Source organism: Candidatus Poseidoniia archaeon, from assembly GCA_030748895.1.
Taxonomy (GTDB): Archaea; Thermoplasmatota; Poseidoniia; order MGIII; family CG-Epi1; genus UBA8886.
Genome location: JASMLC010000006.1, coordinates 38120 through 61928, shown reverse-complemented (window position 1 = coordinate 61928; position 23809 = coordinate 38120). Strand labels below are relative to the sequence as shown.

Here is a 23809-nt window from a genome sequence, read left to right as displayed (position 1 = left end):
ATTCCCGGCAGAGGCTCTTTAGCCGGGCGAGCCTGCCAGGCCATGCTCCCGCTGGCCGAGTTTCGCGTGCTGGACCACAACGCCGTCGCGCTCGGCACCGACCTGGGTGAGCTGATGGAAACTGCCGGAAAGGTGGTCGCCGACGCGCTGCGCGAGCGGTTCCCGCGAGCGCAGCGCGTCGTCGTGGCGTGTGGCAGCGGCAACAACGGTGGCGACGGTTTCGTCACGGCGCGGCTGCTGGCGGATGCGGGGCTCGAGGTCACGGTCGTGCTGGCGGGCGAGCCGCGCTCCGCCATCTCGCAACGGGCGCGCGACCGCTGGGAGGGCGAAGTGCATGCACCCCGGGCATTGGCGAAGCTGCTCGCGGAAGCGGACGTGGTGGTCGACGCGCTGCTCGGCTCGGGGCTGCGCGGCGAACTGCGCAAGCCGTATGCTGAAATGGTCGCCGTGCTCAACGCAGGCCCGCCGGTCGTGGCGATGGACGTGCCGTCCGGGCTGGGGCTGCCGGAGGCGGTCGTGCCAAAGCTGACCGTGACGTTCCACGCGCTGAAGGAGGGCATGGATGCAGCCAGTTGCGGCGAAATCATTGTCGCCGATATCGGCTTCCCCCCGGAGGCGGAGCGCTATACGGGACCGGGGGAGCTACAGCTGCTGCCGCCCGCCGACGCCAGCGCGCGCAAGGGGCAGAACGGCATCGTCGCCTTCGTCGGCGGCGGCCCCTACACCGGCGCGCCGTCGCTGGCCGCCATCGGGGCGTACCGCATGGGTGCCGATCTGGTGCCGATGTTCGTGCCCGAGAGCGCTGCCAGCATCGTCGCGAAGCACGCCCCTGAATTGATAGTCCATCCGCTCCCGGGCGACCACTTCGCGCCAGAGCACGTTGCGACCGTGCTCGAGGCGGAGGCGAAGGCGGACGTGCTGCTGGTCGGCCCCGGGCTGGGTCGCGACCCTGAAACGGTCGCGGCGGTCGATAAGTTGCTCCGTGCGTGGCGCAAGCCGCGCGTGATTGACGCCGACGGCCTGTTCAGCCTTCAGCCTTCAGCAGCGCAAAATGCGCTGCTGACCCCGCACGCGGGTGAACTGGCACGGCTGGCGCAGGCGGCTGGCATCGACGCTAACGGACGCAAAGCCATGGTTACAGCGGTCGCGTGCGCTTACGGCGCTACGGTGCTCGCCAAGGGGCCGGAAGATATCATCACCGACGGCACCCGCATCCGGCGCAACCGCACCGGCCATCCGCGGCTGGCAGTAGGCGGCACCGGCGACATACTGGCAGGGATGTGTGCCGCCGCTATGGCGCGTGGCCTGACGGGATTCCAGGCTGCACGCGTTGCGGCGTGGCTGCTCGGCACCGCTGGCGAACGCGCCGCTGAAGCGCACGGTGCCGGTTTCATGGCGACCGAAGTTGCGGCGCAGGTGCCACTGGTAATGCGAGACATGCTCGGCTAACGGCGTCGGCGCAGCGCAATGCCGGCGAACAGGGCCGCGCTGGCCAGCAGTGAAGGCGCCGGCAACGGCTCCAGATTTCCGTCAGGGAGCGGCGCCGCTGCGCCGACCGTAAGCGTCTGTTCATCGCTCTGGAAGCTACCGTGGCCTGTATCAACTTCGACGCGGTAGCCGTAGCTGCCAGCTTCGGCCAGCGTTACCTCGGCACTCCATCCGGACGGGCTTTCCAGCATCGGGAGCCGCTGGCCAGCGACCAGCAGGTAGACCGCCTGCGGGTCAGGGTAGTCCACGAAAGCGCGAATCTCGACCGGGCTGCCCGCCTGCGCGTCCGCCACCGGCAGGAGCGCGACGCGTCCGGCGTTCTTGACGTTCAGCGTGCGGTAGGTGGTATCGTGGTTGCCAAGCCGGTCGCTGGCTTCGATTTCAAGCAGCCAGCCCCCGTCGCTGGCGAGGGTCGAATCCCAAGTGAATTCGGTCGCGCCGGCGTGCGGTGCCGGCAGGCTGGTCCAGTCGCTGCCGCCAACCCGGTATTGCAGGACGATGCTGCCCACACCGGCGTAATCGTCGATCGCGAAGCTGATGGTCACCTCGGCTGTCACCGGGTCGGGAAACGCATCCAGCAGGATGACGGGAGCGGTGTTGTCGCACTCGAACTGCGTGGAAACTTCGGTGGCATAGTCCAGCCCGTCAACAGCACGCACCAGCAGGGTATGCACCCCGTCGGGCAGGGCTGCGGTGATGATCCGGAAACCGTTTTCGTCCACGCTGTGCCACACGCCGCCATTAATCTGGTATTCAACACTGGCAACCCCGTCCGGGTCGGAGGCAGTTATCGTAACGTCGAGCGGTCCCGCGAAGAGCGCCCCGGGCACGCCGTTGACTTCTAGCACCGGGTAGGTAATGTCGCCCTCGTTCTGGACATCCAGCTCGAGGCTCGCCATCGCTTCGTTGCCGTAGGTGTCGGTGGCGCTCACTTCCAGCGTGTGGAGGCCGTTGTCAATTCCGGTCTCCTCGCTGTTCCACTCCGCCTCCCAGCGGTTATCGCCGACTGAGGCCATTTGGCGCCAGCTGCCTTCATCAACGCGGTATTCGACTTTCGCGATTACACTATTGTCCGATGCGCTGGCGGCAAGGGCCACAAGTTCCGTGACCTCACTGTCCGCAGCTGGTTCCAGCCACGTCACGACCGGGGGCTCGCTGTCGTTCAGGATTTCAAGGTTTCCCGCCAGCTCGAGCGTGGTGCCGGCTGTGTCAGTGATGCGCAGCACCAGTTCGTGCTGCCCGTTTCCGTAAGCGGTCGTATCAAGCATCAGGTCGAATTCGTCCGTGCCGTCGGCGAGCTGCCACTCGCCGCCGTCGACGCTGTACTCTACCGCGGCAATTGCACTTCGGGGCTGGCTGGCGCTGCCCGGCAGACTGACGGTGTCGCTCAGGTTTCCTGTCGGGAACTCGAAGCTGGTTTGTGGCGGGATGGCGAAAGCGCTCTGTAACGCATAGTCATCAGTAGAGGCGGACTCATCGTTAAAGAAGGAAACGAAAATGTTCAAATTATTATAGCTGATATCAGAGAAGTCGTTCCCGTCGGAATCGCTGTGATTCCCCCCGATCCAGATAGTTTCGAGTACAACTTCCTCGTGAGGGTCCAGCTCCACCTGTTGGTCAAAGGCGTAGTCGAGGAAGCCAAAATGGTACGGGTTGCCGTCGTAGTTGTCGTAGCGCGAGACTGGTTCGACAATGTACGCCCTGATGTAGCCATTGAAAGTAGGATTGCCGAAGCCGGCGTCCTCGTTCCAGGTGATATACGCCTGTACCCCTATCCGGTCATCACCCAGGTGCTGCATTGCGATGCGCAGCGAGATGTCGGTGTCACTGCGGCCGCCGCTGCTGTCAATGGCTTCTTCATAGTTGGAAGTGTCTGACTGGCCTCCTTCGACCTTCTCGTCGCCACCGTCAAAATAGACGGTGGGGTAGCCGGCGAAGTCGGGATAGTCACCGGTGCGGTCATCCGCCTTATCGTTTTTGTCGGTAATCAGCGCCACGAAAAAGAACTGGTCGTGGTAGTAAGGGTCATCCGGGTATTCTGACTTGGGTTGCCAGACTTTGTTCAGATTATCTGCAGCGCTTGGACAATAGACACACCAGGTGGCGGTGAACTCCTCGCCGATAACTGCGTGGGTAAAGTCCTCTACTGGCAGCTCCGCCTCGCTTCCCGGCAGCAGCAGCATCGTGAAACAAGCGAGAAGGCAGGCGAGTAGGACAGCGCGCACGCTGACTCGGGTACCGTGAACCATATAAAAGTTATTCGAGACCCGCAATCGTGCGTGCGGCGGCGACCGGGTCTTCGGTCCCGAAGATGGCGCTGCCCGAAACCAGGATGTCCGCACCCGCTTCGCGCAGTGCTGCGGCATTCTCGCAGGTGACGCCGCCGTCAACCTCGATGAGCGCCTCGGGTGCCGCCTCGCGCAGCGCGCGGATGCGGTCGTAAGTGCCTTCGTCAAATTCCTGTCCGCAGAATCCGGGCTCGACTGACATCGGCAGCAGCAGTTCCACCACTCCGAGCCACGGGTCAAGCGCTTCGAGCGGTGTCGAAGGCCGAATCGCGACGCCCGCCTTCAGCCCGCGCGCATGGATGGCGTCGATGGCGGCTGCCGTCCCGTTCGCCTTGGCGTGGACTGTGATGATATCAGCCCCCGCGTCGGCAAACGCCTCAATGAAGTCCAGCGGGTCTGTGACCATCAGGTGCACGTCGAGCGGTGCGATGCCGCGTAGCGCCGCGACCGTATCGGGGCCCATGGTCAGGTTCGGCACGAAATGGCCGTCCATGACGTCCATGTGCAGGTAGCCGCTGTGCGGCGCGATAAGCTCTGCCAGCTCGCGCAGTCGCCCGAAGTCGGCGCCCAGCATCGAGGGGGCGACGACCGCCACGCTACCACATCCGGGTTATGGTGTCGACGATGACGCGCTCCGAAATATCCGGCCGCCATTTCTGGACCACCTGCACAAACTTGTGGACCTGCGACGACTCAGTGCGCCACCAGCGGTCGTAGAAACCCTCGAGCGCGTCAAGCTCGTGGAGGATGATGCGCTCCTGTGCGTCGGTCAGCTGCCCAGTCATGTGGGTCTTGTCCGCTTCCTTCGCCAGCCTCCGCTGGAGCTTGCGCAGCGCCGCCACCCAGAACCCGCGCGGCCGCGCCTCTTCGCCGCTCTGGTTGCGGATGATGCCTGTATTCAGGCACCAGTCATGCTTCGCATTCTGCGTGTTCTCATCAGCGTAAGTCGGCAGCCAGATTTTGTCGAGCGGATGGCACGGCTCGTGCTCCGGCCGTTCCTCTTCCTCGCCGTCCACCACTTCGGCCGCGCCCTCTGCGTCGGTGCCGGCGTCCGCCTCTTCAGGAGCCGGTTCAGGCACAACCTGAACCGGCTCCCGCTCATCGGGACTGGCTGCAGGCTGCGGTTTGGCGCTCGCCACGCGGCCCGCGACGGCTGCCCGTAAATAAACGCTCCGTGGCCGTGAACTTTAAGAGCGGCACACAATGCGCCCTCGCCTGCGCGTAACAGGGAGTGTGGTGTAACTCGGCATCATTGCGGGCTCCAGTTATGCAGGAATGATGGCAATAGGTCTGCTGAACAGTGATGAATGACTGGAGCGCTGACCTGCACGCCACCATAGGTGAGACCCGCCGATCTGGGTTCAAATCCCAGCGCTCCCACCAGCGCGCAGGCTTCTAATCTTTCCAGAAACTATTTTTCCAGTTAAAGTCATATCTAGATGCGTATCGCACCGATATGGACAAAAATCTTCTGCCTATTTGGGTGTGGCTTTTCGGTTTTGTTGTGATATTTATTGGTAATTCCGGTATTGGTCCAAATGGTGGGGATGCGTTTATGATGTTGGGAGTAATGATACTAGCTCTTGGTTGGCTAGTTGGTGCATGGGTAACTTACCGATTAAGCGATACTACAGGAGAGTCTCCCATTTCTATCCCTTTTTAAATTAAGACCCTAGCAGCACTCGCAATCCTCTTCCTGAGAAGCAGGGTCGAGACTCATTCTGATAACCTGGATTCCCCCATGGCAAACGATGGCTGCTATGGCGGCCCCGATTATGATGTCGGGCCAGGAAGCATCAAAATACCATACCAATAGACCGGCAAGGATAATTCCAGCTGAAGCAAAGGCGTCATTCCTGCAGCAGATAAATGCACTCATGAAGTTTATGTCTTTGTGCTGGTGCTTGTACATCATGAATGCAACGCTCGCGTTGCCAGCCAGTGACATTACTCCAATAATAGAAATAGTACCTCCAGTCAACAAATCCGATTCCTCTATCAGACCCAGATATACATGATAGAATGCCCACAGACCAAATACGGTCATTATTATTCCTTTGAACAATGCCAGTCTGTTCTTGACGGCTGTGGTTGACGATAGCACGAGGATGCTCGATCCAAGGATAAACACGTCTCCTGAATTGTTAGCAGCATCACCTAACAATGAAGCTGATTTCATCATTAAACCGTACCATAAATCTACTGACATCATTATCAAATTTATAATGAAGGCAATAATCAATGCCCTTCTTCCAAGTGCGTCAGCGTGTGTACTCATCCTAGCTTGACTGCGACCGAATCAGTTAGTATTTAGGACTTCCGCACCAAGTAACACAATCCAAATCACAATGTTTGCGAGTTTATCCTTCACACCCCCCTGACGCCTCCTGAGATTAAAATACTGTGGTTGTTCATATTGAAAAGCTTATAAATTTGTGATAGAATAGTATCCTATGGAAAACAACGCATTATACTTCTCTGTTGGGTTAATCTTACTACTTGTTTTCCTCCTGTTCAGTATCATCGCATCTGGGCGTTTATGGGCACTGAGTTGTTGGGGAGGCATTGTGTTCGTAGTTGCCTGCATAATAATGGCGTTAACTAAGCCGGAAGACGATTAATTCTAAGGCTTCCTCATCCGGCTTCACAGACTTCCTAATATTGCAGCTATCATTATGAAACCGAGAACAATATTCAGTGCAGAAAAGATTAGACAATTCTTATCTACGTGTTTGTAATGTTCCTCTTCTTTGGAGAGATATATTGCCCCACAATAAATCCTGCCAGAGGTATTGCTTTTACTGCGAAGGAAAAGATGGGAGAGGATCCACATGATGGCCAATCATTTTCCAATGTCCATCCTCCTTGCGGAAAATATTTGTAGCGCGGATACTTATGTCTTTAAGCTCTCCTTGGATTTCCATTCTTATACTCTCGATATTGCTGACCGTCGCAATGAGGGGGCCAGACGTGATCTGCACCTCCACCGGTTCCACGGTGCCCCGCAAACCCAGCTGTCCTTCCCAGTCTTTTCGTACCGCCTCCCAGCCCACCTTGTAGTCCCCGGCTGCAGGCCCCATATAAGTGATATCGTCAGCATGAGACCAAACGGCCTCCATCGGGGCAAGTTGGCCAGATAATATTTTATTTAAGGCGGCGTAGAATTCTAAATTTGCAGCATTAACTTCGGCTTTGCTCATGACTTTCTATACTATACATCTATAAAAACTATACTGCGAAAGAAATGAGGGGAGGGGTCTACTATAGATCCTATAACAGCACCTTATGGCTCAGGCTTCCTCATCCGGCTCCTGAATCTTTGACTGAATAGGACTAACCAGAAGGATTTGACTCAATCACAATTGTTCCCGTACGTGCATTACCTATCTCACCACAAAATATGGAGCAGTCTACGATTACTTCATTGCCTCCAGCAATCTCGACTTTGCACAGCCCAGTACTACGGTATGTGAATTCACCCGCTTTATCTGCAAAAAAATCAACGGTATATTCTTCTTCAATGGGAATCGAAATGGGGCACACAGTCATGGAGTCTCTGGAGATGGCACTCTCCTCACTTATCAACCGTGACATAGGACTTGCCAATGAAGCGATCATCCGCCGCGGTATCCTGAAGGAAGAGGAAGCGGCCTTTACTTCTATATTATTCAAGCTGACAGCCGATTTTCATCCTACCCTTGCCTCCAGTATCCGGTCGATTGGCTGGAATATCGCCTGGATAGGTGAATATGGTTCCAATATAGCCGAGATTGCCATCAATCGCTTTCTGGAGTCTCCAACCAAGATATGCAGGGCAGATCCAAGCCCCTCAGACTCCCACATATAGTGATTCTTCCACAGGATTTCGCTTTCAGACGTTTTCCAATAAGCTATTTTCTAGTTCTATTGCTTTAGGAAAAAGAATGTTATTTTCCAAGTGAATATGCATGTGAAGATCTTCTTCTAGGGCTTGTAAATTGACATATGCTGCCCTGAATGTATTACAAGCGTCTTTTGGTGGCTTGTAGTTATTACTTATCCTTCTTAATACCTCAAGAATTCTTCCAGCATTATCATGTTCTTCCATCATTACAGATATAGGGCCATTTACAAAAGAACCCGGGCATTTATCTTCCAAAACCATACCTTTTACATATGGAAACAGAATATGTTCTTCTTTGAACAAATGTTGTTCAAGTTCTAATTGTAATTCATCAAACATTTTTGCAATTTCAACAGTCTCTGGATGATTTTTGCCATGAACATTTGCTACCTTGTTGATGAATTTAGAGATTGCTGGACAATTTTTGTAAATATATTGGTGATGTTTGTCATAAATATGTTCAATTAGCTTGTCCAAAGACATATCGTTAAATGATCTATCAGGATTGCTATCGTTTTTCATTAACAGCTCGATATCATCTACAATCTCTTGGAGATTGATGCCTTTTGACGCACAAGCTGCTTCAAGAGTCTGGTGACCATTGCAACAAAAATCCAATCCAAATTTATTGAAAACTGTTGCTACACGTCCATCATTAACAACCATCTCACCCACTGTCTTTTCTTTTATCATTTATTTGTCTCCTGCGATATTTTCTTCTTCGTCATCATCTACAAAGTAGGACTGAATCCTTTCAATTTCCTTCTCGTCACTAGTGATGTCCTTCAAGGCCACCATTGCCAGACTCATACGTCTGTTAATAAAACCCATATAGTTCCTATTTTTCCAGAAATTTCCAGACCAACCAGAAGCGTAGCAGCGCCGACCCGGAGCAGACGACCGCGAAGGTGTACGCCATCCATGTAATCAGATATTCGCCCTCAATCGGCACGTCGAAAAAGAACTGGATGACCGGTACCGTCATCAGCAGCACCAGCCGGTCGGCGCGGCCCAGCAGCCCGCTGTAGACGCGGCCGGCTCCCACGGCCTGCGCCTGCGTCCCCATGTAGGAGAGCAGCAGCACGCCGAGAAGGGCTGCAAATCCGGCGCGTTCATTGACCAGCGGCCCCAGCGCGATGCCGCCGAGGATGATTACGTCGGCGACGCGGTCAAGCGTGTGGTCGACGAGGTCGCCCCGCTTCGAGGCGAGGTTGCGGATGCGGGCGACGATACCATCGAGCGCGTCCAGGAGGGCGGTGAGGAACACCAGTCCCGCCGCGTAGAGCAGCCATACCTCACCGGCGTTCGCCTGCGAGAAGCAGTAGCCGGCGCCGATAGCGGTCGCGAGTGAGAGCAGGCTGATGCCCATCGGGTCGAGCGGGAAGCTGCGCGCCAGCGGTGTCAGCAGGCGCGTGCCAATTTCGCGGAAGTTGTCGGCGACCATTCAGTACCATCCCAGTATGGCTTCGCTGAAGTCAATTCGCCCCGGCTGATAACTCTTCGCGCCCGCCATGATGGCCGCCAGCGCCGCCGCGCTGGCGGCCAGTGGTTGCCCAGTGGTGTCGAGCTCATGCACCTCCGCTCCCGTTTCCAGCGCCTCGGCGGTGATGATGCCCAGCGCCTCCGCCTCGAGGTTCTCGCGCAGCTTCGCCTCCGCGTAGCCGCGGGCGGCGAGCCGCTGCCGCAGCTCGTCGGGGTGGCAGCGCAGGACGACAGCGGTCTCGCACAGCCCCAACCGGTGCGACAGGTGCCCCTCGATGACCGCCTCCGGTTTTGTGTCGCGCGCGACCGCGGTCGCCATTTGCTCAAGGTCAACCAGCCATTCACCACCGTCGTCGCGGCCGTCGCTGGACGTTTCGTAGTAGTCGGAGAGCTCCAGCCGCGGGTGGTTGAGCAGTCGCGCCAGCGTGGTCTTACCGGTTCCCGGGGTTCCTGTAAGAGCCAGCGGGCTCAATCGCCGCTTTCCTGCGCGGCGGCCGCCTTCGCCTCGGCTTTCGCCTTGGCCTTGGCGCGGTCCTTGCGCTGTTTGGCGCTGAAACCGGTCACAGTCTCGAGAAACTTGTTGAAGCGCTGGTGGGTGTCGGTCGCCACTTCGAGCGAGGCGGTAGTGTCGAGCTGCGAATCCAGCTCAATCTCGGACTTGCTGACCATCCTTACCGTTACCTGCTGCAGCGCGCCGTATGAGGCGACATGCCAGTCGCCCTTGTCGCTGACGCCGTCGAAAACCTCAGCCAGCCTCTTCCGCAGGCCGCCTTTTTCGAGCGTCTTGCCGTGCCCGCGTTTCACCTCGTAGCTACGCATCTTCCCGCGACCGGGAGGGGGTATTTGTGCTTTAATCCTCTGCCAGCGTCTTGCGCGCCTCTTCGACAACCTGCTGGTAGAGGTCGCGGACGGAGGTGATCTCGTTGACGACGACATCCAGCACTGACTGCACCGGCCGCAGCGGAGTAGTCGCCAGCTTCAGCGGGGTGTCGAGGTAACTGAGCGTTGCAGCCAGCTTCTCGAGCGAGCGCGCCACCGACTCGAACGAGCCGACGATGGATTCCATCGAGGCCGAAAGCCCGACGAGATGCTCGTCGAGGCTGCCCGCAGTCGCGTCAAACGACTCGAGCCGGCCGTCGAGCGAACGCATTGTTTCGTTCATGCGCTCGAGCAGTTCGGTCAGCTCGCCGAGGTGCTGCAGTCCAAGGACCATCAGCAGGCGAGGTTCGGCGCGGTAAAAGGCTGTTTGCCTTCAGAGATTCAGCTCGCCGCGCTCCATCTGCCGCATCAGCTGCTTCTGCATGCGACGGTTGCCGCCGAGCGACGACATCATCTTTCGGCTCTTGTTGTAGTAGGCGAGCAGCTCGCGCACTTCCTGCACATCGGCGCCCGCACCGGCGGCGATACGCTGGAGCCGGGAACGTTTGATGAGCTTCGGATTTTCCATTTCCTGCTGCGTCATCGAGTTCATCAACACCTTGAATCGCTCCAGCTTTTTTTGCGTTACGTCGGCCTGGTTACCCTTCATCATCGCCGACATGCCGGGAATCATCTCCATCACCTTGCCCAATGGCCCCATCTGCGCCAGCGCCTCCATCTGCTCTCGCATCTCGACCAGGCTGAACTTGCCCGAGAGCAGCCGCTTTGCCGTCTCTTCGGCCTTGTCGGCGTCCATGACTTCCTCGGCGCGCTCGAGCAGTGATTGCAGGTCGCCCATCCCGAGCAGCCGCGAGATGAACCTGTCCGGCTCGAGCCGCTCCAGCGCATCGAGCATCTCGCCAGTCCCGACGAACATCACCGGCGCGTCGGTCGCGGCCACGGCCGAGAGCGCGCCGCCGCCCTTCGCGGAGCTGTCCAGCTTGGTCAGCACCACGCCGGTAACGCCGACCGCTTCGTGGAACGCCGCCGCCTGCGGCCCCGCCTGCTGGCCGACGGTGGCGTCGAGCACCAGCAGGATTTCGTCCGGCTTGATAACCTTGGCAACCGCCTTCATCTCGGCAATCAGGTCGCCATCGAGCGCGTGCCGTCCGGCGGTATCGTAAATCTGCACTTCCAGCTCGGAATGCGCCTCGAGCCCGGCACTGGCGGCCGCGACCGCGTCGCTGCTGCCGCCAGCCACCGGCACGTTCAGCTGCGCCGCCAGCTGCGAAAGCTGCTCGAACGCCGCCGGCCGGTGCACATCCGCCCCCGTAAGGCCGACGGAGAGTCCTTTGCGCTGGAACCATTTCGCCAGCTTCCCGGCGGTGGTCGTCTTGCCCTGCCCGTAAAGCCCGACGAGCATGATTTTCTGCGCTCCCGGCTTCAGCTCGCGCGGTACCCCCAGCGCGCCGACCATCTCGCTGTGCACAATGCGCACGACGTGCTCGCGCGCGGTCATCCCCGCCGGCGCTTTCTCCTCCAGCGCGCGGCTTTCGATGCGCTTGCTCAGTTCCAGCGCCAGCTTGACGTTGACGTCCGCCTGCAGCAGCGCCCGCTGGATGTCGCGGACCAGCTCTTTCACCAGCTCCGGCGAGATATGGCTCGCGCCCGCTATCTTGCGCATCGTAGCGCGAAGGGCGGAGCCGAGGCTGTCGAGAACCATTGGTGGCGGCGCGACCTCGAGCCGGTTTTAAGGGGTGGGGTCGCGCAGCGCATACGTCAGCCGCTGCTTGCCGCTGCCTTTGTTATCGCGCTTCGTGAACTCGATTTCGCCGATTTCCCCGAGGGAGCGGACATGCGTGCCGGCGCAGGGACAGGTATCCAGGTTGCCGATGCTTATGACGCGCAGGCGTTTGATTGATGGCGGGAGCAGCGCGAGGTTCGAGCGCACCAGCGGGTCCTGCTCCAGCTCGCTGCGCTCGCCCTCGGTGATGGTGACCGGCAAGTCCCTCGCAAGGTAGCGGTTCGCTTCGGCCTCGACCTCGGATAGCTGCGCGGGGGAGAGCCGCAGCGGCTGGAAATCGATGCGCGCTTTGTCGGCGTAAAGCTGGTTGCCGACGGTGCGCGCACCGTGGAGCTGGTCGACGACCGCCGAGACGAGGTGCTGTGAGGAGTGCATCTTCATGTGCGCGTAGCGCCGCTCCCAGTTGAGGGCGCCCTCGACCGTCGTGCCGACCTCCGGCAGGTCGCCCGCAACCATGTGCCGCAGGCGGTTGCGCTTGCGTACGTCCTCGACGCTCGCTGTGCCGCCCTCCCATTCGAGCCGGCCTGTATCGGCCGGCTGCCCGCCGCCGAACGGGTAGAACGCCGTGCGGTCCAGCTCGACGATTCCCGGGTGGACCGCCTCGACCGTCGCCGAGAACTGGCGTGTGTAGGTGCCCTCGAACGAGGCCATGTGCAGTTGCTCAGTCACGGTCGTGCCAGCGCGTGAAGTTTAAAATGGCGTTGGAGCAGGAGGGGTCGAGGCCACGCATGTACTCCCAACGCCTGTTTTCGCTTTTGCTCGCCGCACTGCTGGTGCTGAACATCCCGGCCATGGGCGAGACCGTCACGCAGTATTACCGTGACGACGCGTACACCGACAGCGTCAGCCTCGACCTCACCAGCGGCGAGGAGGATGCGCTGACCAGCCTGCTCTTCCCGCGGGCGGAGGTGCTCGAGGCAGCAATCACCATCAGCGGCGGCGCCGATGACGACGGCGATTACGCCAGCGACATCGAAGTCGCGGTGAGCAGCAGCACCTGGAGGTACAGTGGCAAGGGCTATGGCGAACTGGGACGGCAGCAGCTCTTCGTCAGCGGCGGCAACAGTGCCAGCGCCAGCTTCCCCTCCGCCGGTGATGATACGATTGAGATGCTTATTCCGGCCAATGCAACCGTGACGGACGCCACGGTCGACATTAGCGGATTGCCCTATGGTTCGGGTGAGTTAGATGATTTCAGATTATCCTCAATCGATACTAATGGTGGTTCTGTCAGTTATGCCCCGAAAGTTGTCAATAATGGCGATGACCTATTCGTAATCTGGCAGGATTATGGGAACCTGAGCGATGTGAACTACGAGAATATCCTCTTCCGTAGCTACACCAGCAGTAATTGGAATGATGCTGTCGTACTCGCCAGTAGCGGCACCAGTAGCTCACCCATACTGGACTACCAGACTCTGGCACGCGATGGCTCAACCCTCTACGCGGCTTGGGAATCATATGGCTTATTGACCGTGAAAGGCGATGAGATTCATTTGCGTGTATCTACCAATAGCGGCAGCAGCTGGTCCGAGACCAAGAAAGTTGATCTTGATGAGAGTAACCTAACCTATGGTCTTGCCATGGCTGCTACCGACGGGTATGTCTACGTGGTTTATGCCGATGACAATAATATGAGTAATCAGGGCACAGACCCCGACATCTATGTCGTTTCCTCCGATGATGGTGGCGATAGCTGGAGCACACCGACCCTCGTGTCTTCGTCGAGCGATCAGAGCAGCCTCTACCCTGCAGTGGCTGTAAGCGGCAGTAATGTTTACGTGGTGTGGATGGAGTATGACAGTGACAACGCATACTACACAGTCCAGTACCGTCAATCCAGTAACCGCGGCACTACCTTCGGCACGCAACAGCAGCTGAGTTCGGTCGACCGTACCGTCAATGATTGCAACATCGATGTCGATGACGGAAATCGCGTGGTCGTGATATGGATAGATTCCAACGCCGAGACTGGCGCCCAGCCTTCCGTCAAGGCAAGAGCTTCCTCGAACGGGGGAACCAGTTTCGGTACTGAGAGTACCCTCTCAACTTCCGATGACAACAATGTTGCGTTCGTCTCCGTCGCGGCTGATGGCGACGGGGGGTTCTACAGTACATGGCGTCGTACAACGGTGGATGCAGACCAGCCCTACCGGATTGTTATCAGCGACTCCTCCAATGGCGGCACGACCTGGAGCGACCCCGAGACAATTGATAACGATGTAGAGGTTGACTTCCGCGCCTCACCTTGGGTCACTGCCGAGGGCTCGGACATTGCTGTGGTCTGGTCGGACCGTGACAGCAGCGGTGGAGCCTCGAGTGAGCAGGACATCCACTATGCCACTTCTGGCGATGGAGGCAGTTCATGGTCAGTCGTAAATCAGATTTCCGAACATTACTATGAAGCGGATTCGTGGATGCCCGCGCTCGCTACTTCAGGAGATTCGTTGTACCTCGCATACTGGGATGGAGGTGACCTTAATCAGCAATCCGATAGCAACGGTAATGATGCCCATGGTGATGATGGCGATATATTTTTTCGCCATTCCAGCGATGATGGTGAGAGTTGGAGCAGCCCCATTGTAATCTCACATTTTGATGGAGATGCAGATACTAATGGTAACAGCGTTGAGCAGACAGATTATCGCCCTTCGATATCCGCTAGTGGGGACTATGTCTATGTCGCCTGGGTAGATTATGGATTATACGACGAGGATAGCCTCCTTGACTATGACATCCTGATGTCCGTATCCAGTGACAGGGGATCAAACTGGGGTACGCCATTCATCATATCCGATCATGGCTCTGACGACTGGTCGTTTGCTCCGTTTGTTCTTTCGGAGGGCGCGCACGTCTACATAGCTTGGGTTGAAGACGGGAATGTTGACAGCAGTGGGAATGATTATGATATCGCCTTCCGGCATTCTGCCGATTACGGCCAAAACTGGGATGACATAGTCGTTCCTGCGGATAATGGGGACTGGGATGACCAGCCTTGGATGGCGCTTGCTGGAGGAAAAATCCAGCTGGTTTGGACTAACACTAACCAGTACACTATTCTTTACAGTAACAGTGACGATAATGGTGCGACCTGGAGCGAGCCCCAGACAATCGACACAGAGGAGTCGTCCACTACATCACTTTCACCTTCTGTTAGCGGCCAGGACGACAGTTTGTTCGTGGCTTGGCGCGAGTATGGTGACTACGATGGTGATGCCGTAGCTGATTACGATGTGATTGTCAAGCATTCCAAGGATGGTGGCGTAACCTGGGACAAAGCATTTGTTGTCAGTGATGATTCCACCGCCTATTTCTACTACACCTTTCCCGCCCTTGTCACAGGCAACGGAATCACTTATGTCGCGTGGCAGGACCTGACCGATGGCAGTACTACCGAGTGGCAGCACTTTTTCCGTTTTACTCAGGATGACGGAGAGAGTTGGTCGGATATACTCCCCATTTCAGAATACAATGGTGACAGCCAGTCCAGCTACAACTACATGGCGCCTGCCACAGCGATAGGAAATCGTGCCTATTTCGCGTGGGCCGATGGAAGAAATATTGCGAGCGCCGGGGCAGATGATTCAGACATTTTCCTGCGCACAACTCTGGGTGAGGAGTATCCCGACAATCCCTCAATTGATATGGATGGCGACGGAAGTAATGACTGGCAATGGGGTGGTGAGCTGAATGATGACAATTCGCCAGTGACATGGAGCGACAGTGGTTCACCTGGCGCCCAGAAATCGCTCGTGGACGCACTTAACGACGCTCTGGCAGAAGCTGAGACGGAAGTGGACCAGTACGGAGTCGAAATGGCACGGCTTGAGCTACAGTTGCACAGTGATGGCGAAGGAGTAGTACGGCTCAACTCGCTCTCGGTGGAATACGACGTCGACCTCGTCTTCGGCAGCGCCACCCTGTTGAGCCGGCTCAACTCACTGGTCAATAATGCTGACGAGGATGACGAGACTGTTGAGACCGCTATCTCGGTAACCGCCGGCACGCAGGGGCGCGTAGTCCTGAAGGAGCTCAATCTCCGAACGACCAATGCTGAACTTGAAATCGATTCGGTCCAACTTAGTGACGACCCTCCGCGCCAAGGCCATGATTTGACGATTACCGCGACTATTTCGAATGATGGGGACGGAGATGTATCTGCCCAGATTGCTTTCTGGTATGATGAGGTTTCTCTGTCTAATCAGCTCGGAAACGTGTCGTCGGTAACCGTGCCGTCCGGCGGCAATGTTCAGGTCTCAGCCATCTGGCAGGACCCGCCCGCCGGCAGCCACGAGCTGATTGTCAGCATCGTCGACTCGGTGCCAGACGACAGCGACACGGCCGGCAACACCTGGCGGCAGTACTACGAATTCCAGGCAACTTCTCCGGCATTCGATGTCGAAACGTTCCGGCTTGATGATACTGCCATTGATGGCGAGGAGACCGAACTGCTTGTCGAGCTCTACAATAGCGGCGACCGGTACGGGACAGTCGACATCTACGTATACGAGGATGATGAGGACGGCTTTGCCGTTCTTTCCGAGCTGGGCGTGCAGATTAATGAGGACGAGACCAAGCAGCGCAGTGCTGACTGGGTCGCTGACAAGGACGTTGAGGAGTTACTGTTACTGGTTGTTGACCACGACGACGGCACCGTGTATGTGCGGGAGTTTATGATTCCCTCGGTGCAGACACTGGTAGACTTCAACGTCATCTCTGTGGAGTGGCAGGACGCCGACGAGAACCTGATCACCATCTTTACCGACGGTGTGGAGGCATATGCGCAGATTATGATCCAGAACAGCGGCTCTTTTGATGCCAGGGCCGACATCGAGATTTCGTTGACGCGCGGCAACAACCGGCTGGAGGATGTTGCACCGAATTATTTCCCCAACGTGCTTTTCCCCGCCGGGCAGAGCCAGCTCCTGACGCAGGATGGCAACCTGCCGCTCTTCGAGTTTGACGCCTCGAAATATTCTGGTTTTACCGGCCAGTGGACGCTGGAGGTGAACGTTAAGGAAGTTCGCCCCGAGCATAGCACTGACGAAGGCCTCTGGGACCCGGAAGAAATGCACTTCATCGACACCAGCTACACGCTGAACGTCGCGGAGCCGCCTGACCTCTCGATTAACTCATTCACCGCTTCGCCTTCCACACCCAGCTTTGGCGATACCGTCACCTTCACCATCACGGTGCTCAATAGCGGAGATTCGCCCGCAAGCGGCGTCGTGAACCTCGTTCGCTCCGGCACCATCATCGAGTCCGCTCCGTTCAGCGTTGCGGGCGACTTTGCCGATACTGATGTTACGATTGAATGGATTGTCGGCCCGAATATCGACGGCGAAACACCGTTCGAGGCCGAACTGGTATCAATCACACCGGCTGAAATGGAGGGCGCCAGCACCGAGGATAACAGCGCTTCCACCACGCTCGACATCAAAGGCAAGGTGACCCAGCCCGGTGGTGGCAGCGAAGGCGAGGGTGACCTCGGCAATCTGACGTTTTTCCTGCTGGTTTTCGCCATGCTACTGGTTGGGCTGGGCGGAATTTTCTTCTACTTCCAGCGCACGGGGGGCGACCAGCCTGCTGACGAGGAAGATGCGCTCGGCGAGCCCGCTCCGGCAGCGCCGCCCGTCGCCTCCGCGCCCCCACCACCTCCGGCCGCACCGGCGGCTCCCCAACCTGCGCCTCAAGCCGCCCCGGTAGCGCCAGCCGCGGCCGCCGCAGTAACCATCCAGTGCCCCGGCTGCCAGACGCAGCTGAAAATTGCAGACACGCGTCGGCCGCTGACCGTGGCGTGTCCGGGCTGCCAGACCCATCTGAAGCTGGAGTGATTATCCGTACTCATTTATAGCAGCCTACTTTCGGCAGCCCATGCGCCTGCTGCCCGTCTTCGTCGTGCTCTGCCTGCTGGGGGCCGACCTCGCCCTGCTGGCTGGAGCTGAAACCACCAGCGAATTCACTCAGTATGAACAGAAGCTGGACTCGGTCGTTTACGACTTCAGCGAAGCGGACCGCAACGGCTCGGTGACGCTGGAATTCCCTGCTTCGACCGTCACCTCTGCCTCGCTGCAAGTGACCGGTGAAGCGCTTGACGGGGCGTATCCCTCCGACATCGAGGTGCAGGTCCGTAATGAGAGGTGGCGCTATTCCGGGCAGGGATACGGCGCGCTCGGGATGCAGCAGACCTTTGACAGTGGCGGCCCCGGCAAGGCGACGGTGTTCCATACTGCTGACGAGGTCAATGCCGGGATACTGATTCCTGCCAACGCAACTATACACGAAGCCACCCTGAACATTACAGGTTACGCTTACGGCACCGGGGAGCTCAACCCTTACAAACTCGCCTCTACAGAAACTAATGGCGGCTCCATATCGCAGACACCGGCTGTAGCCCGGAATTCAGACGGTGACATATTTGTTGCATGGCTTGATGATGGAGACCTTGAAACCCGAAGCACAACGTATGACAGCATTATCTTCAGGAGCTATACGGATGGAAGCTGGAATAATGCAAAGCTTCTCAGCCGTACTACAACAGCCTATCTGATGCCCTGGATATTCGAGGACGATGGTACGCTCTACCTCAGCTGGATAGACAACGCATATCCCAACAAGTTGACCTGGATCACCTCAGTAAATGGTGGGGAATCATGGTCCAGTTTCAAGTCTATTCGTGCCAATGGAGGAAATTACATATACGATTATGATCTTGTAAAAGAAGGTGATAATCTACACCTATTGTGGAGTGATAGTGGCAATATGTCTGGTTCAGGTTTTGACTATGATATTTATCACCGATACACCAGTGATGGCGGTGTCAGCTGGAGTGACCCAGTGCAAGTCAATTCCCCCTCGAGTTCCAGTACATCATACCAATGCCGTTTCGCAGCAAATGGGGAAAACCTTCATGCAGTATGGACTGAATATAATTTCACAAGCGACGGATTGGCTCGTTACATTACATCCTACAGCCGTTCTACTAACAATGGCCAATTATGGTCCATCCCTTACCAGATGCACGAAGCAGGGACTGAGAATAGTGGCTATCGACCCATGGTTGCCGTTGCAACTGTGGGTGCCAGTAATTATGTTCATGTAGGATGGTACGAATATTTCACTAATAATAGGGGAACTTATGAAGTCCAGATGCGCAGTTCATCCAATGGGGGCCTTACTTTTGGAGCAATAAACCTGATTTCGGATGAAAATGATGATGGATTCTACGCCTTTCCTTACAATCCACTCGAGATTAGAGCAGATTCGGAGGGCGAGGTGATTCTCGTTTGGGCAAGGACACAGAATGACGGCGATCCAGGAATTATGGTTGTAAGATCAACAAATAGTGGAGGTTCTTTTGGGGAGCCTGTTGAGGCAAACTCTGGTGCAGCTTCTGTCGCCAGGGACTGGCCCAGCATAGACATTGATGGTGATGATGTGGTAATGGCCTGGGGGGACCGGGAACCGGCCTCTGGAACCGGTGGAGATATGGATATTTCTGTATCGCAGAGCAGCGATAGGGGACAAAGTTGGTCGCAACCAGTCTATCTTTCAGAACAATACTATGAATCAATTGAATCAAGCATGCCTGCTCTGGCTGCTACGGAAAACTATCTGCATCTTATCTATTGGGATGGTGGAGAAATAGGTGATAACGGCAACAATGCTCACAATGACGATGGAGATATATTTTATCGCCGTTCGGATGATAACGGTGCTTCCTGGAGCGACCCGAGTGTTATTTCAGAAGAAGGAGACCAGATAATCTATAACCCTCACGGAAATTTTCAGTATCAGCCAAGAATGGTCGCTACCGGTAATCACCTGTATGTAATATGGATTGCGAGCGTGCCAAGTACGATCGACACGGGCGGCGGTTGGTACATCGCTTTCGCACATTCCAGCGACCAGGGGGGGTCATGGAGCGAGCCCATAGCAGTAACTCGCGAGGATACTTTTTCTTATGATCCGGTAATCGCTGCTGAAGGAGCACGAGTTCACGTTGCATACCGGGAAGGGACAGAGATAATGGTCCGTACTTCACGCGATTATGGGGTAAATTGGGGCTACGGTGAAAGGATAACTGATGGTGATAGTAATTATCGCCCATCAATCGATATAGGTGGAGGTAAAGTTCATATTGCCTGGGAATCATATTATAATGATGGGGAACGTTTTGATTATGAAATCCACTATACACGTTCCAGTAACCAAGGTAACGATTGGGACGAGCCCATCAGAATCACCAATTCAACTGCAGAATCCTCCATGTATCCCTGTCTCGCTGCCGATGCTTCCGGTGTCTTTGTAGCATGGCGAGATTATGGTGATTTTGACAAGGACGGCACTGCTGACTACGACCTGGTAATGATTGCCTCTCTGGACCATGGTACGACCTGGGAATCTACCGTAGTTATAAGTGATGATGATGACCCATACATGTCTAACGCCCAGACCTATGCCAGTCTCAAGGCTGGAAACGGATTGCTCTATGCGCTCTGGATGGAAAGACCGGCATCAGGACGTATCGATGATACGTGGGGTTTTGATTTTGATGAACAAAACTGGACTGAGCGCACACCAAGCAACCATCCCGAACCAACTTATTATCACACAATGGCCACTGGCGTGTCACTTTCTGGTTTTACCAGTTCAGTGATGTTTGGGGGGTCAACTAACACAGGTTATACCAACAAGACCTGGATTTACTACTACAACAACAATAATTGGATGGAAAGTTTTAGTGAGGATACCCCCAGTGCACGTTATTTCCATGCAATGGCCAACGACTGGAATAGCGATCAGATTGTAATGTTTGGTGGGTACGGCCTTAATGACACAGGATTTTACGCTTATCGCAATGACACCTGGATTTACTATGCTGATAGGGACCTCTGGTTAGAGATTCCAGATGCGGGAGGCCCTGCACCTCGTTACCAGCACGCCATGGCTTTTGACAATATTACGGGTGATGTCATACTGTATGGTGGCTACGGCATGAACGAAACAGGCTATTATCAGCGTTTCAATGATACTTGGGCCTTCAACATTCAAACTCAGAAATGGAACGAAATTAACACTACAATAAACCCAGGCAAGCGAAGTTATCACAAAATGGCTGGTGATCACAGTGGTAATATTATGATGTTTGGTGGATATATCGACGTAGTTGGTTACGATGAAAGCACTTGGCGGTACCGGGAGGGCAACTGGACCATGGTGGAATCTACTACCCATCCAGAATCCCTGCGATACCACGCAATGAAACATGATCGTGAAAATGATTTGATTGTTGTTTTTGGAGGATACAAACTTAGTGCCCCATACTATTCTGATGATACTTGGGTGCTTGATGGAACAACTGGTTCTTGGGCTCTTCTTGAGACTAATACCACCCCTATTGCCCGTTACTATCATGACATGACATATGATGTCACAGCCGAAAAGATGGTTCTATTTGGCGGATACATAGCCACTACATTCGATATGTACATGCGATTTTCGATGGATCAGGGGCAGAACTGGTCAGATTTCGTGCACGTCTCGGATAATGAAGAGGGCGAACTCACATTCGGTAACGAGGCTCCAGCACTGGCAATAGGTGAACGAACGTACCTTGCCTTCCGCGATAATGGAGATATTGATGGTGCAGGTAAGGATGACAGCGATATTTTCGTCAGAACTACCAAAGGCAGTGACTATCCTCTTAACCCCAAAATCGATATAGGCTCCAGTGGGCAGTACGAATGGCAGTGGGCAGGTGAATTTAACAATAATAATTCACCCGTCCGATGGGATTCCGACTCATCTCCTGGGGCTGCTGGAAAATCATTCCGTGCATCCCTTGTTGATGCTTTAGCCAATGCGGACACGTTTGTTGATGAATACGGAGTTGAGATGGCCCGGATACCAATTACCGTGAGCAGTGACAGTAAGGGTGTTATCTGGCTTTCAAACATGGAAGTGGAATATGAGGTCACGCTCACCATCACGAATCAAAACCTGATCGACCAGCTCAACAAACGCGTTACCAACGCGCAGAACCGGGGAGATGAGGTGGCAATCGCGACGCTCTACGTCAGTTCGCAGACGCAGGGACGCGTGTTGGTGAATAACCTCGCCATCGAGACTGAGGAGTGCGATGTCGAACTGCGCAGCCTGCATTTGGTACCCTCCAATCCGCGCCAGGGCGAAGACCTCGAAATCACAGCCAAATTGCGCAATACCGGCGCCGCGAACGCCCGCGTACAAGTCGCGTTCTGGTACGACGTCAAGGACCTCGAGCATCGCATCGCCAACTTCTCGACCAACGTCTACGCCGACGGAGATGACTGGACAGCTAAGGCAACCTGGTACGATATCCCGAAGGGACAGCACACCATCATAGTGCAGGTCATCGAAACCTTCCCCGGTGATTCGACCGCCAGCGCCAGTGTCTGGTATCGTGAGGTGAATGTCGACATCCCGGCAACCAATCCCGACATCTACATTGTCAATGATGGTTTCTATCTTGTGACTACGCCTATTGAACTGATTTCGAATGTGGTTTCGGTCGAAATAGACAATCGCGGCGAGCGGAGCGGACTGGTAGACCTGTGGGTGCGCGAGTCAGATTCCAATGGCCCGCTCATTATGCAACACCTGGGCTTCGAGATTGATGTAGATACTCCCAAAAAGTGGAGTGCTGACTGGGTTGTGAAAGAAATTGACAGGCTATATCTGCTGCTGCTCGACAACGAAACTGGCAAGACGCTCGACGAGCGTTTTCTGGACCTTGACGTGCAGATACTGGCACGCTTCGCCATGCTCGAGGTGAGCTGGACTCCGGACCAGATTTCGGACGGTTCGCTGGTTGATTTCAGCATGACTCTACAGAATGTCGGTTCGTTCGATGTCCTGACGAGCGTCGAAGTCAAACTGGTCAAGGGCACCCGGGTCATCACCGCCGACCCGACATACTGGGCTGGCCAGGAATTCCTCGGAAACGGCCAGCGGCTGTTCGAATTTCAGGTCCGTTTCACAGAATCGCAAGGAGGAATGGGGCAGCTGCTCTACGGCGACTGGACCCTGCAGGCGCGCGTCTTCAACATCAATTCCGTAAACGAGGAAGAGCAAGGGCTATGGGACCCCGAAGCGCTGGAGTTCATCGACGAATCCACGACCGTGACGGTGGCTGAGCCACCTGAATTGCTGCTTGATGAGAGCAGCCTCACAATATCTCCTGCCAAGCCAACGGCGGGCGAAGTTGCCACAATCTCGATGGCAATCTACAATGACGGTGGCACTGATGCCACTGGACAGGTGCGTGTGGTCTATGGTGGCCACTCTGATATCATCGGAACATTCGATATCGTGGCCAACGGTGAGGCGTATCCTGAACTGGTGTGGAACGTGCCGGGAAGTATGTCGGGCGACGTGACTATCGAGGTGCAGCTGGCCAACATCCAGCCGGCGGAGGCGGGTGGTCCGGCAGCGCTACTCGATAATGGTGGCAGCCTGCGCTTTGACGTTGCGGCCAGCAGCGCCGCGGTCGCTCCGGGCGGCAGCAGCGATACGGGCAGCCCGCTGCTGATACTGGTGTTGGTGGGGCTGGTGCTCGTTGGCGGCCTGGGTGTAACCTGGTTCGTCTACCAGCGTTCGCAGGATGCAATTCTTCCACCAGCAGCCAGTCCCGCCGCAGCCATGGCGGCCATAACTCTGCAGTGCCCCAAGTGCAGTACTATGCTGAAAGTGACCAGCTCACAACGTCCGTTGATAGTAAATTGCACCGGTTGTGCGACCAGATTGCAGCTCGACGAGTGAGCCATTCGGCTTAAATACACCACCTTGGGTGGACGCGAGCCCGACCGGCCCTGCCGTCACCGGGCAGCCGCTTTTTGCGGTGGCAGCAGTTTCGGCTGAATCCTGATTCTCCAATGATGGATGTCTTCCGCTGTTGCATAAATCTGTGGAGATGGCAATAACTCCTGCGGGAGCTGTCGTCTGACATTCGAAGATATGGTGAAA

General features: G+C 56.1%; 17 protein-coding genes and 1 tRNA gene. 6 read left to right on the top strand and 12 right to left on the bottom strand.

The features are described 5' to 3' along the window. Positions 1-42: 42 nt before the first annotated feature. A complete protein-coding gene (locus QGG57_03695) occupies positions 43-1449 on the top strand; it encodes an NAD(P)H-hydrate dehydratase (protein ID MDP7007274.1) in 1407 nt (468 codons plus the stop codon). On the opposite strand, the gene QGG57_03690 is transcribed toward QGG57_03695, so the two are convergent. From QGG57_03690 to QGG57_03680, 3 genes are read right to left on the bottom strand one after another with little or no spacing between them, the layout of a single operon-like run. After that, positions 1446-3713, bottom strand: coding sequence for an Ig-like domain-containing protein (locus tag QGG57_03690; protein ID MDP7007273.1), 2268 nt, complete (start codon positions 3711-3713; stop codon positions 1446-1448). The genes QGG57_03695 and QGG57_03690 overlap by 4 nt on opposite strands. A 31-nt stretch (positions 3714-3744) precedes the next feature. Continuing rightward, the gene (gene rpe, locus QGG57_03685) at positions 3745-4371 is read right to left on the bottom strand and encodes a ribulose-phosphate 3-epimerase (protein ID MDP7007272.1); all 627 of its coding nucleotides are present in this window, start codon (positions 4369-4371) and stop codon (positions 3745-3747) included. A gap of 1 nt (position 4372) precedes the next feature. Then, positions 4373-4915, bottom strand: coding sequence for a hypothetical protein (locus tag QGG57_03680; GenBank protein MDP7007271.1), 543 nt, complete (start codon positions 4913-4915; stop codon positions 4373-4375). Positions 4916-5003: 88 nt separating this feature from the next. On the opposite strand from QGG57_03680, the gene QGG57_03675 reads away from it, so the two are divergent. Then, positions 5004-5159: transfer RNA gene (locus QGG57_03675), tRNA-Trp, on the top strand. Positions 5160-5232: 73 nt separating this feature from the next. Continuing rightward, entirely contained in the window at positions 5233-5439 is a 207-nt protein-coding gene (locus QGG57_03670) for a hypothetical protein (GenBank protein ID MDP7007270.1), read from the top strand. Positions 5440-5448: 9 nt separating this feature from the next. Here the strand turns inward: QGG57_03670 and QGG57_03665 are convergent, their stop codons facing one another. Next, positions 5449-6054 (bottom strand): cation transporter, encoded by a 606-nt coding sequence (locus tag QGG57_03665; GenBank protein MDP7007269.1) that lies wholly within the window; start codon positions 6052-6054, stop codon positions 5449-5451. Positions 6055-6574: 520 nt separating this feature from the next. Further along, positions 6575-6976, bottom strand: coding sequence for a nuclear transport factor 2 family protein (locus QGG57_03660; protein ID MDP7007268.1), 402 nt, complete (start codon positions 6974-6976; stop codon positions 6575-6577). A 320-nt stretch (positions 6977-7296) separates the two neighbouring features. Between QGG57_03660 and QGG57_03655 the strand changes: the two genes are divergently transcribed. After that, positions 7297-7623 (top strand): PhoU domain-containing protein, encoded by a 327-nt coding sequence (locus tag QGG57_03655; protein ID MDP7007267.1) that lies wholly within the window; start codon positions 7297-7299, stop codon positions 7621-7623. Positions 7624-7647: 24 nt separating this feature from the next. Here the strand turns inward: QGG57_03655 and ric are convergent, their stop codons facing one another. The 7 genes from ric to QGG57_03620 all read right to left on the bottom strand — a co-directional run bounded on the left by ric (position 7648) and on the right by QGG57_03620 (position 12472). Further along, positions 7648-8352: an iron-sulfur cluster repair di-iron protein gene (gene ric, locus QGG57_03650; GenBank protein MDP7007266.1), complete on the bottom strand. Its 705-nt coding sequence runs from the start codon at positions 8350-8352 to the stop codon at positions 7648-7650. Positions 8353-8497: 145 nt separating this feature from the next. Further along, the gene (locus tag QGG57_03645) at positions 8498-9103 is read right to left on the bottom strand and encodes a CDP-alcohol phosphatidyltransferase family protein (protein MDP7007265.1); all 606 of its coding nucleotides are present in this window, start codon (positions 9101-9103) and stop codon (positions 8498-8500) included. Continuing rightward, entirely contained in the window at positions 9104-9613 is a 510-nt protein-coding gene (locus QGG57_03640) for an AAA family ATPase (protein ID MDP7007264.1), read from the bottom strand. Next, positions 9610-9960, bottom strand: a complete 351-nt coding sequence (locus QGG57_03635) for a DUF5611 family protein (GenBank protein ID MDP7007263.1) — start codon at positions 9958-9960, stop codon at positions 9610-9612. Before QGG57_03635 ends, QGG57_03640 begins: the two co-directional genes overlap by 4 nt. A gap of 31 nt (positions 9961-9991) precedes the next feature. Beyond that, a complete protein-coding gene (locus QGG57_03630; protein ID MDP7007262.1) occupies positions 9992-10354 on the bottom strand; it encodes a hypothetical protein in 363 nt (120 codons plus the stop codon). A gap of 39 nt (positions 10355-10393) precedes the next feature. Then, entirely contained in the window at positions 10394-11722 is a 1329-nt protein-coding gene (locus QGG57_03625; protein MDP7007261.1) for a signal recognition particle protein Srp54, read from the bottom strand. Positions 11723-11749: 27 nt separating this feature from the next. After that, positions 11750-12472: an alanyl-tRNA editing protein gene (locus QGG57_03620; GenBank protein ID MDP7007260.1), complete on the bottom strand. Its 723-nt coding sequence runs from the start codon at positions 12470-12472 to the stop codon at positions 11750-11752. Between the two features lie 59 nt (positions 12473-12531). Here QGG57_03620 and QGG57_03615 point away from each other — a divergent pair, with 59 nt between their 5' ends. Together QGG57_03615 and QGG57_03610 are read left to right on the top strand one after the other, a co-directional pair. After that, positions 12532-17637, top strand: a complete 5106-nt coding sequence (locus QGG57_03615) for a hypothetical protein (protein MDP7007259.1) — start codon at positions 12532-12534, stop codon at positions 17635-17637. Between the two features lie 40 nt (positions 17638-17677). After that, the gene (locus QGG57_03610) at positions 17678-23605 is read left to right on the top strand and encodes an exo-alpha-sialidase (protein MDP7007258.1); all 5928 of its coding nucleotides are present in this window, start codon (positions 17678-17680) and stop codon (positions 23603-23605) included. Positions 23606-23809 lie beyond the last annotated feature (204 nt).